The 10,348-nt window shown below is 71.5% G+C and carries 8 protein-coding genes and 1 riboswitch; of the genes, 4 read left to right on the top strand and 4 right to left on the bottom strand.

All coding sequences use genetic code 11. The features are described from left to right. Positions 1 to 75: 75 nt before the first annotated feature. The 4 genes from ACFCX4_RS30270 to ACFCX4_RS30255 all read right to left on the bottom strand — a co-directional run bounded on the left by ACFCX4_RS30270 (position 76) and on the right by ACFCX4_RS30255 (position 5,301). Complete coding sequence (locus tag ACFCX4_RS30270; RefSeq protein WP_376149306.1) at positions 76 to 1,857, bottom strand: ABC transporter substrate-binding protein; 1,782 nt, start codon at positions 1,855 to 1,857, stop codon at positions 76 to 78. A gap of 56 nt (positions 1,858 to 1,913) precedes the next feature. Next, entirely contained in the window at positions 1,914 to 2,903 is a 990-nt protein-coding gene (locus tag ACFCX4_RS30265) for an ABC transporter permease (RefSeq protein WP_376149303.1), read from the bottom strand. A 474-nt stretch (positions 2,904 to 3,377) separates the two neighbouring features. Then, positions 3,378 to 4,331: an enhanced serine sensitivity protein SseB C-terminal domain-containing protein gene (locus ACFCX4_RS30260; protein WP_376149301.1), complete on the bottom strand. Its 954-nt coding sequence runs from the start codon at positions 4,329 to 4,331 to the stop codon at positions 3,378 to 3,380. Between the two features lie 175 nt (positions 4,332 to 4,506). Further along, positions 4,507 to 5,301, bottom strand: coding sequence for an enhanced serine sensitivity protein SseB (locus tag ACFCX4_RS30255; protein WP_376149298.1), 795 nt, complete (start codon positions 5,299 to 5,301; stop codon positions 4,507 to 4,509). Between the two features lie 178 nt (positions 5,302 to 5,479). Next, a riboswitch (glycine riboswitch) is annotated at positions 5,480 to 5,587 on the top strand. Positions 5,588 to 5,806: 219 nt separating this feature from the next. Between ACFCX4_RS30255 and gcvT the strand changes: the two genes are divergently transcribed. From gcvT to ACFCX4_RS30235, 4 genes are all read left to right on the top strand, one after another. After that, entirely contained in the window at positions 5,807 to 6,928 is a 1,122-nt protein-coding gene (gene gcvT, locus ACFCX4_RS30250; protein WP_376149295.1) for a glycine cleavage system aminomethyltransferase GcvT, read from the top strand. Between the two features lie 87 nt (positions 6,929 to 7,015). Next, a complete protein-coding gene (gcvH, locus tag ACFCX4_RS30245) occupies positions 7,016 to 7,399 on the top strand; it encodes a glycine cleavage system protein GcvH (protein WP_376149292.1) in 384 nt (127 codons plus the stop codon). 84 nt (positions 7,400 to 7,483) lie between these two features. After that, positions 7,484 to 8,752: a serine hydroxymethyltransferase gene (gene glyA, locus ACFCX4_RS30240; protein WP_376149289.1), complete on the top strand. Its 1,269-nt coding sequence runs from the start codon at positions 7,484 to 7,486 to the stop codon at positions 8,750 to 8,752. Positions 8,753 to 8,940: 188 nt separating this feature from the next. Next, positions 8,941 to 10,308: an L-serine ammonia-lyase gene (locus ACFCX4_RS30235; protein WP_376149286.1), complete on the top strand. Its 1,368-nt coding sequence runs from the start codon at positions 8,941 to 8,943 to the stop codon at positions 10,306 to 10,308. The last annotated feature ends 40 nt before the right edge of the window (positions 10,309 to 10,348 follow it).

The following is a 10,348-nucleotide window of genomic DNA, read 5'->3' as shown; positions in this document are numbered from 1 at the left end:
CCCCCGTCCGGGGTCCTCCGGACGGGGGCGGGCGCCGCTGCCTTCACCTGCCTTCAGGGATGCGGAGCCAGGCTCTTACTTGGTGGTGCCGATGTTCAGGTAGTCGTACTCACCCGAGTAGGCCGGCGTGGAGACGAGGTTGGTGGCGCTGTCCGGGCGGAACAGGAAGACCTTGAAGTAGGTCAGCGGCACGTAGACGGCCGCGTCCATGACCTTCTTGTCGATCTGGGCGTAGATCTTGTCCCGGGCGGCCTTGTCGGTGTTGACCGCGGCGTCGTCGATCAGCTTGTTGACCGCCGGGTCGTCCAGCTCGGCCAGGTTGCTGTTGCCGGAGGCCTTGATCGAGCGGCCGTCGACGATCTGCTGCAGGAAGCCGTAGCCGGTCGGCCAGTCGGCGCCCCACTGCATCATCATCAGGCCGACGTTCTTCTCCTTGTTGAACGCCGGGACACCGACGTGGTCGGAGAGGTACTTGCCCTGCGGGAACTGCTGGATCTCGGCGTTGATGCCGACCTTCTTCAGCGCGGCCTGGATGGAGGTCGCGGCGGCGATCTCCGGGGCGCGCTCGGTGCGGGCGGTCAGCACGGTGGAGAAGCCCTCCGGCTTGCCGCAGGCCTTCAGGGCCTCCTTGGCCTTGGCCTCGTCGCCCTTGTTGTCCTTGGTCTGGTACGTGTTGAAGTCCTCGTGGCCCGGGATGTCCGGCGGCAGCACGGTGTTGGCGATGTCACCGCGGATCGGGCCGCCGATCGCGGTCTGCACCGAGACCTTGTCGATCGCGTACTGGACGGCCTTGCGGCACTCGATGTTGTCGAACGGCGCGACCTTGGAGTTGATCGCGGTGTAGACCAGGCGGCCGCCGTAGGCGTTGTCGGTCTGCGCCTTGAGCTTCGGGTCCTGGAGGATCTTCGCCTGGGTCTGCTGGTCGACACCGGCGCCGACCAGGTCGACCTGGGCGTTGCCGGCGAGCAGGTCCTTGTCGATCGTGGACTGCTCGATGTTCATCTTGAGCACGATCTTGTCCGGCAGCTGCTTGCGGATCGGGTCGGTGGCCTTGTCCCAGTTGGTGTTGGGGACCAGGACCGCCTGCTTGCCGTCCTCGTAGCTCTCGAACTTGTAGGTGCCCGAGGAGATGACGTGCTTCACGTAGGTCGCGCCGGTGTCCTTGTCCTTGGGGACCGGCACGGTCTGCGGCGCGGAGACCAGGTAGTCGAAGTCCGCGAAGGCGTGCTTCAGGTGGAAGACGATGGTCCGCTCGTCCGGCGTCTCGATCGACTTGAGGTCGCCGTCCTTGTCCTTGTACGGACCCTGGTACGGCGTCTCGTTGTCGACCAGCATCTCCTTGAAGTACGTCGGGCCGTTGGAGTTGACCTCGGGCGCGTAGTTGGAGCGCAGGACGGCGTACTTCACGTCCTTCGAGGTGATCGGCGTGCCGTCCTCGTACTTCAGGCCCGCGCGCAGCTTGTACGTCCAGCTCAGGCCGTCGGCGCTGGGGGTGCCGAGCGACTCCGCGAGGTCGGGGACGAGCTTGTTGCCCTCGTCGCCGGCGCCCGGCTGGAAGGTGGTGAGCGGACGGCCGTACAGGCGCGAGAAGTTGTAGATGTACGCGTAGTACGTGTTGCCGGGGTCGAGCGAGTCGGGCGTGCCGCGCATCTCGTAGGTGACGGTGCCACCCTTCTTGTCCGAGGCGTTGACGACGCCCTTGGTGGCCGCGTTGGCGCCACCGGCGCCCCCGGCCGTGCTGCCGCCGGTGGCGGAGGACTTGCCGTCGTCGCTCTTCGAGCCCGACGAACAACCGGTGACGACGAGGACCGCGGCGGCGGCCAGGGCGGTCAGTCCTACGGTACGGGACCTGCGCATGGGTGAGATCAACCCCTTGAGGAAGTGGTGGCTGAACGAAGGGTCCTGACGCGGGGTCAGTTGCTCTTGGGATCGAGGGCGTCACGCAGCCCGTCGCCGAGCAGGTTGAAGGCGAGCACGGTGAGGAAGATCGCCAGACCGGGGACCACCATGTACTGGGGGTCCACCTGGTAGTACTGGATCGCGTCGTTGAGCATGCCGCCCCAGGACGCCTGGGGTGCCTGGATGCCGACGCCGAGGAAGCTGAGGCCTGCCTCGAAGAGGATGTTGGTCGGGATCAGCAGGGTCGAGTAGACCAGGATCGGACCGACCAGGTTCGGCAGCAGTTCCTTGAAGAGGATGAACGGCCCGCGGGCACCGAGGCTGCGGGCCGCGTACACGAACTCGCGCTCGCGCAGCGAAAGGGTCTGTCCGCGCACGATCCGGCCCATGTAGGGCCAGTTGAAGAAGCCGATCACGAAGATCAGCACCATGATGTGCAGCGGGAGGCCGTGCAGTCCGAACGCGCCGCCCTGCAGCGAGGCGGAGATCGCGATGGCGAAGAGCAGCAGCGGGAAGGCGAGGAAGACGTCCATCACCCGGCTGATCAGGGTGTCCACCCAGCCGCCGTAGTAACCGGCCATCACGCCGAGCACGGTGCCGATGGTGTTGGACAGCAGGGTCGCGCCGAAGGCGACCAGCAGGGAGACCCAGGAACCCTCGATGATGCGGGAGAGCAGGTCGCGGCCCTGCAGGGGATCGACGCCGAGCGGGTGGTCCCAGCTCATGCCGCCCCAGTCGCCCATCGGCAGGCCGCCGAGGTTGGCGTCCAGCAGGTCCTGGTTGAGGGCGTCGGGGTCGAGGCCGAACACCGATTCGATCGGCTTGGCCAGCACGGCGAGCGCGATGAGGAGGATCACCACGATGCCGCCGGCGACGGCGGCCTTGTCCCGCTTGAAGCGGGTCCAGGCGATCCGGCCGAGCGAGCGGCCCTCGATCTTCTTGGCCGGACTCGCGGCGGCGTCTGCCTCCGGAGCGTTCCCGGCGGTCTTGATGGGTGCGGTCATGGTCAGTTCGGTCCCCTCGCCGACGGTGGCCGGCCCACGGGTGCCGGACGCCGGGATCGGCGGCGCGGCTGGTGCGGACGTGCTTGGGTGCGGACGTGCGGAGGTGCAGGTGCGGGAAGGTCCCAGCGGTACGGCGTGCTCAGTACTGCTGCCACGCGGGATGGGCGTCGCGTGGATCATGCGGTCAGCCGGCGCGTCCGCCTTTGTGAGGCGCCAACCACGCGCGGTGGGCTGTTGCAGAACTCTCTGCCATCCGAACTGGCTTGCGCCAGCCCTGACAACCGACAGATGCCCAACTGTGATCTGTGCGCATGCACCTCCCTGATCTTCGGCATATCCCTCTTCACACAGCTGTAACAGCCATGTCAATATGTCTGCCAGCCACTCCCGCGAAAACGTCCGGAAAAACGCCGAAACCGGCCTGACATGGAGTCAAGCCGGTTTCTGTGAAGGTAATTCGGAGAGTTTGACCGCTCAGCGGCCGGGGTACCCGGACCACGGCTGCGGCGGCGGGGGCTGCTGCCCCGGCCAGCCCTGGGCCGGCGGGTGCGTGCCGTAACCGAAGCCCTGGCCGGCCCCCTGGGCCGGTCCCTGCTGCGAGGCGTACGGCGGCGGGGGCACCGGCGGGTACGGTCCCGTCTGCGCCCGGCCGTGCCCGGCCCCCTCGCGGTCGTAGAACGGGCGCGCGTTGGCCCGCATCCACAGCGCCACCGGGTCGAACTCGTCCGCCATCGCCACCGTCGAGACCGCCAGGCCCTCCGGCGCGACCGCGATCGCCCGCTGCATCAGCGCCCGCACGGCCTCCACCGTGGGCGGCGAGCTCTCGTACAGCTCCAGCCCGATCGCCAGGTACGGCTCCCCCACCGACGGCCGCACCCAGGCCCGGCGCAGCGCCCGCACCGCGCGGACCTCCACCGCCTGCCGCTCCAGCAGCGCGAAGAACTGCTGGGCCGGCACCTGCGGCTCGCTCAGCTTCAGCGGCCCGGCCGGCAGCCGGTCCAGCCCCGCCGCGACCCGCCGCAGGTCCGCCCACGGCACGCCGACACCGCCACCGGGGGCGTGCGGGTTCAGCCAGAGCCCCCACCTGGTGCGGTACAGCGAGGCCGCGATCTCCCGGCCGGAGATCACCTCGTGCGCCCGCGCCCAGCCGGAGGCCGCCAGCTGCTCGGGCGAGGTGACGGCCGGGGCGTACCCGTGGCCGCTGATCTCCATGTTCCCGTACTGGGCGTCCGGGCTGCCCTGCGTGCCGTGCCAGAGCAGCATCCAGACGCGGCCCTCGGCCAGGGCGTGCAGCATCGTCTCGTAGGCCTCGTAGCGCTCCGGCGCCACCTCGCGCAGGGCACGCTCCAGCGCGCCCGGATCCGGGCGTCCGGTGGGCGCCTGGCCCCAGGGCCCCGGTGCACCGCCAGCTACCGATCCCGCACTCATGCGCCCACCTCGCTGCGCCTCTTCGTTCCTCGTCCGTCACCGTCGGCCCGGCGGCCGTCAGCACGCACCCTATGGGGCGCCGCCGACCGCCGCCACGCCGACGTGGCGGGGGTCCGCACCGCTCCCGCACCCCCACCCGCCCCGGCGGGTGCCGGACGGACGGCGGGCGTCCCGGTCAGCCCCGCACGTAGAAGGGCGCGACCCGGTTCACCAACCAGTCGACCACCGGATCGTCCGCGAGGTCGAGCAGTACGAGGTGGACGCCGCCGGGCAGCGGCGCGGTTCCCAGCGCTCGCCCCAATGCCCCGTTCACCGCAACCGGGTCGGCCGGGGCCGCCGGGTCCAGCTGGACCCCCACGAACATGACGGTCGGCTCGCCCTCGACGCTGGCCAGCGCGCGCCGCGCGGTCAGCACCCCGGGCAGCCCCGCCAGTTCCGTGCGGCAGGCGGCCAGGAAGGCCTCCGGGTCCTCGCCCGGCACCGGCTCGCGCAGTGCCACCCGGCCGCCGGACGGCGCGTCGGGGGCGGCCTCCCAGCGGTCCTCGCGCGGCCCGCGGCGCAGCTCGGCCACGCCCTCCGGGGGCACCGGGATGCCCACCGGGGCCTCCGGATTGACGGCGATGCCCACGCCCAGCGGCAGCCCCCGGGCGAACTCCCACACCGGCGCGACCGCGAACGGCATCCCCGGTGCCTGCTGGAGGAACACCTCCTGCGAGGAGTACACCGGGACGTAGGGGCCGCCGGCCAGCTCGACCACCGGCAGGTCCAGCGACCGCCCCTGCGGGTCCCCGCCGGACGGCAGCGGGATCCACACCTGGCTGCGCGCCAGCACCTCGATCACGCGGGGGGTCGCGCCCGGGTCGCCGAGCGCGGCGGTGAGCACCTGCTCCAGCTCGTTGGCCGGCCACGCGCCGCCCGGCGGCGCCGCCTCCGGTCCGCCCCACCCCTGCTGCTCCACCGGGTTCCCCATGCGCCGCTGTACCGCCCTCTGCTCGCCGATCCCCGCAGCCTAGCGTTTCGGCTGCTCGCGGCGGGGCGGGAGGGCGTACGTGACGCAGGCCCCTCTCCCCTCATCCGCACGGACGTGCCATGATGTCCGCGTCCGCGGTGGCTACCACCCGGATCCCTCCAACTCCATACCGGCCGCTCGAACCCGCGCGGGAGAGTCCGGAGTGCCCCCGTCCAGGCGGCACGGCCGGCGCCGAAGGAGCAAGTCCTCCCCGGAATCTCTCAGGCACCCCTACCGCACGGGTTAGGCAGATCTGGAAAGCGGCGCACGGCCCTGCCGTGCGCCCACCCACGGTGCAAGCCGCCATGCTGTCCCCTACCGGGCAGCGGGGCGGTGAAGCTCTCAGGTTCGACGACAGATGGGGAGACCCAGCCGCCGCATGCCCGCGCGCAGGGTCCGCCGCCCCCGAGCAGGGCCGGTCCCGGCGCGCGCACCCCTGAGTGCCCCGACCGAGGAGTTCCTGGCCATGTCGTCCCTCCGCCTCACCGCGCTCGACGCGCTGCACCGCGCCCTCGGCGCCACCATGACCGACTTCGCCGGCTGGGACATGCCGCTGCGCTACGGCAGCGAGCGCGAGGAGCACCTCGCGGTCCGCACCCGGGCCGGCCTGTTCGACCTGTCGCACATGGGCGAGATCACCGTCACCGGCCCGCAGGCCGGCGAGATGCTGGACCACGCCCTGGTCGGCTTCGTCTCCGCGCTCGGCGAGCTGCGCGCCCGCTACACCATGATCTGCGCCGAGAACGGCGGCATCCTGGACGACCTGATCGTCTACCGCCTGCGCGAGGACGCCTTCCTGGTCGTCGCCAACGCCTCCAACGCCCAGCTGGTGCTGGACGAGCTGATCGCCCGTGCCAAGGGCTACAACGCCGTCGTCTCCGACGACCGCGACGCCTACGCGCTGATCGCCGTCCAGGGCCCGGAGTCCACCGCGATCCTGGCCGGCACCACCGAGGCCGACCTGCCCGGCCTCAAGTACTACGCGATCCTCCCCGCCCAGGTGGCCGGCCGCGACGTGCTGCTCGCCCGCACCGGCTACACCGGCGAGGACGGCTTCGAGATCTTCTGCAACCCGGGCGACGCCGAGCAGGTCTGGCAGGCGCTGACCGCGGCCGGCGCCGACCGCGGTCTGGTCCCCTGCGGCCTGTCCTGCCGCGACACGCTGCGCCTGGAGGCCGGCATGCCGCTGTACGGCCACGAGCTCTCCACCGACCTGACCCCGTTCGACGCCGGTCTGGGCCGGGTCGTCCGCTTCGACAAGACCACCAACGACGGCGCCTTCGTCGGCCGCAAGGCCCTGGAGAAGGCCGCCGCCGAGGCCGAGGCCAAGCCGCCGCGGGTGCTGGTCGGCCTGGTCTCCGAGGGCAAGCGGGTGCCGCGCGCCGAGTACACCGTGGTCTCCGCCGACGGCGGGCCGATCGGCCGGATCACCTCCGGCGCGCCCTCCCCCACCCTGGAGAAGCCGATCGCGATGGCCTACGTGGACGCCGCGCACGCGGCCCCCGGCACCACCGTCGCGGTGGACGTGCGCGGCCGGCACGAGCCGGTCACGGTCGTCGCGCTGCCGTTCTACAAGCGCGCCCGCTGACCCCGCCCCACCTGTTTTCCCACGCGGGGCACGTCCGCGCGCCGGGCCGCTTCGCCGTACCCGCTTCCCATCCTGGAGAATGACGCCATGAGCAACCCCCAGCACCTGCAGTACACCGAGGAGCACGAGTGGCTGACCACCGCCGCCGCCGGTGAGATCGCCACGATCGGCATCACCAAGCACGCCGCCGACGCCCTGGGCGACATCGTCTACGTGCAGCTGCCCGACGTCGACGCCGAGGTGACCGCCGGCGAGACCTGTGGCGAGCTGGAGTCGACCAAGTCGGTCAGCGACCTGTACTCGCCGGTGACCGGCGTGGTCGTCGAGGTCAACGACGCCGTCGCCGACGACAACAGCCTGGTCAACAGCGACCCGTTCGAGGGCGGCTGGCTGTTCAAGGTCCGCGTCGAGTCCGCCGGCAAGCTGCTGAGCGCCGACGAGTACACCGCGCTCACCAACCCCTCGGCCTGAGCCACCGCCGGGGCGGCCGCGCAGCGGCGGCCGCCCCGCGCCGGCCGGTCCCGTCCCCCTCATTCCTCCCGGGAAGACTCCACCATGACGGTTCTGAACCAGTCCCTGCACGCCCTCGACCCGGAGATCGCCGCCGCGGTCGACGCCGAGCTGCACCGCCAGCAGACCACCCTGGAGATGATCGCCTCCGAGAACTTCGCCCCGGTGGCGGTCATGGAGGCCCAGGGCTCGGTCCTGACCAACAAGTACGCCGAGGGCTACCCCGGCCGCCGCTACTACGGCGGCTGCGAGCACGTGGACGTGGTCGAGCAGATCGCGATCGACCGCATCAAGGCGCTCTTCGGCGCGGAGCACGCCAACGTCCAGCCGCACTCCGGCGCGCAGGCCAACGCCGCCGCGATGTTCGCGCTGATCAAGCCGGGCGACACCATCCTGGGCCTGAACCTGGCCCACGGCGGTCACCTGACCCACGGCATGAAGATCAACTTCTCCGGCAAGCTCTACAACGTGGTCCCGTACCACGTGGACGACAAGAGCGGCCAGGTCGACATGGCGGAGGTCGAGCGCCTCGCCAAGGAGCACCGGCCGCAGCTGATCATCGCCGGCTGGTCCGCCTACCCGCGTCAGCTCGACTTCGCCGAGTTCCGCCGGATCGCCGACGAGACCGGCGCGCTGCTGATGGTCGACATGGCCCACTTCGCCGGCCTGGTCGCCGCGGGCCTGCACCCCAACCCGGTGCCGTTCGCGGACGTGGTCACCACCACCACCCACAAGACCCTGGGCGGCCCGCGCGGCGGCGTCATCCTCTCCAGGGCCGAGCACGCCAAGAAGATCAACTCCGCGGTCTTCCCCGGCCAGCAGGGCGGCCCGCTCGAACACGTCATCGCCGGCAAGGCGGTCGCCTTCAAGGTCGCCGCGTCGGAGGAGTTCAAGGAGCGCCAGCAGCGCACCCTGGACGGTGCCCGGATCCTCGCCGAGCGCCTGCTGCGGGACGACGTCGCCGAGGCCGGCGTCTCCGTGCTGTCCGGCGGGACCGACGTCCACCTCGTCCTGGTCGACCTGCGCAACAGCTCGCTCGACGGCCAGCAGGCCGAGGACCGGCTGCACGAGGTCGGCATCACCGTCAACCGCAACGCCGTCCCGAACGACCCGCGCCCGCCGATGGTCACCTCCGGCCTGCGGATCGGCACCCCGGCGCTGGCCACCCGCGGCTTCGGCGCCGAGGACTTCCGCGAGGTCGCCGACATCATCGCCGAGGCCCTGAAGCCGGCCTTCGACGAGGCCCTCGCCGGCGCCCTCAAGGCCCGGGTCACCGCCCTCGCCGAGAAGTACCCGCTCTACCCCGACCTGTAGGTCCTCCCGTTCGGCCGCAGGTGACCGGGCTCACGCCGCCCGGACACCGGGGATTCCGGGGCACCGCGCACACTGGAGAGTGCGCGCGGTGCCCCGTCCCGTGTCAGCCGCCCGACGACCCTCCCCGCCACTGCCGTCCCTCCCTCCCTGCCGGCACCACCCACGAGACCAGACAAGGACGTCCCTCCGTGGCCATCAGCGTCTTCGACCTCTTCTCCATCGGCATCGGTCCGTCCAGTTCCCACACCGTCGGCCCCATGCGCGCCGCCCGGATGTTCGCCCGCCGGCTGAAGTCGGAGGGCCTGCTGACCAGGGTGACGGCCGTCCGCGCCGAGCTGTTCGGCTCGCTGGGCGCCACCGGGCACGGGCACGGCACCCCGAAGGCCGTGCTGCTGGGCCTGGAGAACGCCTCCCCGCGCACCGTCGACGTCGACCAGGCCGACCGCGACGTCGAGCGGATCACCGCCGAGAAGCGGCTCCGCCTGCTCGGCGTCCACGCCATCGACTTCGACCCCGACACCCAGCTGGTGCTGCACCGGCGGCGCTCGCTGCCCTACCACGCGAACGGCATGACCCTGTGGGCCTTCCGGGCCGACGGCTCCGCCGTGCTGGAGAAGACCTACTACTCGGTCGGCGGCGGCTTCGTCGTCGACGAGGACGCGATCGGCGCGGACCGGGTGAAGCCCGACGACACCCTGCTGAAGTACCCCTTCCGCACCGGCGAGGAGCTGCTGCGCCTCACCCGGGAGACCGGCCTGTCGATCTCCGGCCTGATGCTGGAGAACGAGAAGGCCTGGCGGAGCGAGGAGGAGATCCGCGCCGGGCTGCTGGAGATCTGGCGGGTCATGCAGGAGTGCGTCCGGGCGGGCATGTCGCGCGAGGGCATACTCCCCGGCGGGCTCAAGGTGCGCCGCCGCGCCGCCGCGGCCGCCCGCGCGCTGCGCGCCGAGGGGATCGGCCCGGCGAACGCGATGGAGTGGGTGACCCTCTACGCGATGGCGGTCAACGAGGAGAACGCCTCCGGCCGCCGGGTGGTGACCGCCCCGACCAACGGCGCGGCCGGCATCATCCCCGCCGTCCTGCACTACTACCTGAACTTCATCCCGGGCGCCGACGAGGACGGCATCGTCCGCTTCCTGCTCGCCGCGGGCGCGATCGGCATGCTCTTCAAGGAGAACGCCTCCATCTCCGGCGCCGAGGTCGGCTGCCAGGGCGAGGTCGGCTCCGCCTGCTCGATGGCCGCGGGCGGCCTCGCCGAGGTCCTCGGCGGCTCCCCCGAGCAGGTCGAGAACGCCGCCGAGATCGGCATCGAACACAACCTCGGCCTCACCTGCGACCCGGTCGGCGGCCTGGTCCAGATCCCCTGCATCGAGCGCAACGGCATGGCCTCCGTCAAGGCCGTCACCGCCGCCCGGATGGCACTGCGCGGCGACGGCCGGCACCACGTCTCCCTCGACAAGGCGATCAAGACCATGAAGGAGACCGGCGCCGACATGAAGATCAAGTACAAGGAGACCTCGCGCGGCGGACTCGCCGTCAACGTCATCGAGTGCTGAACCGCCCACGGCACCGGCCGGGCCCCCGCCACCACGTGGC

The sequence above is a fragment of the Kitasatospora sp. NPDC056327 genome (assembly GCF_042261735.1).
Lineage (GTDB): Bacteria > Actinomycetota > Actinomycetes > Streptomycetales > Streptomycetaceae > Kitasatospora.
This window is presented reverse-complemented; position numbering and strand designations above follow the sequence as displayed.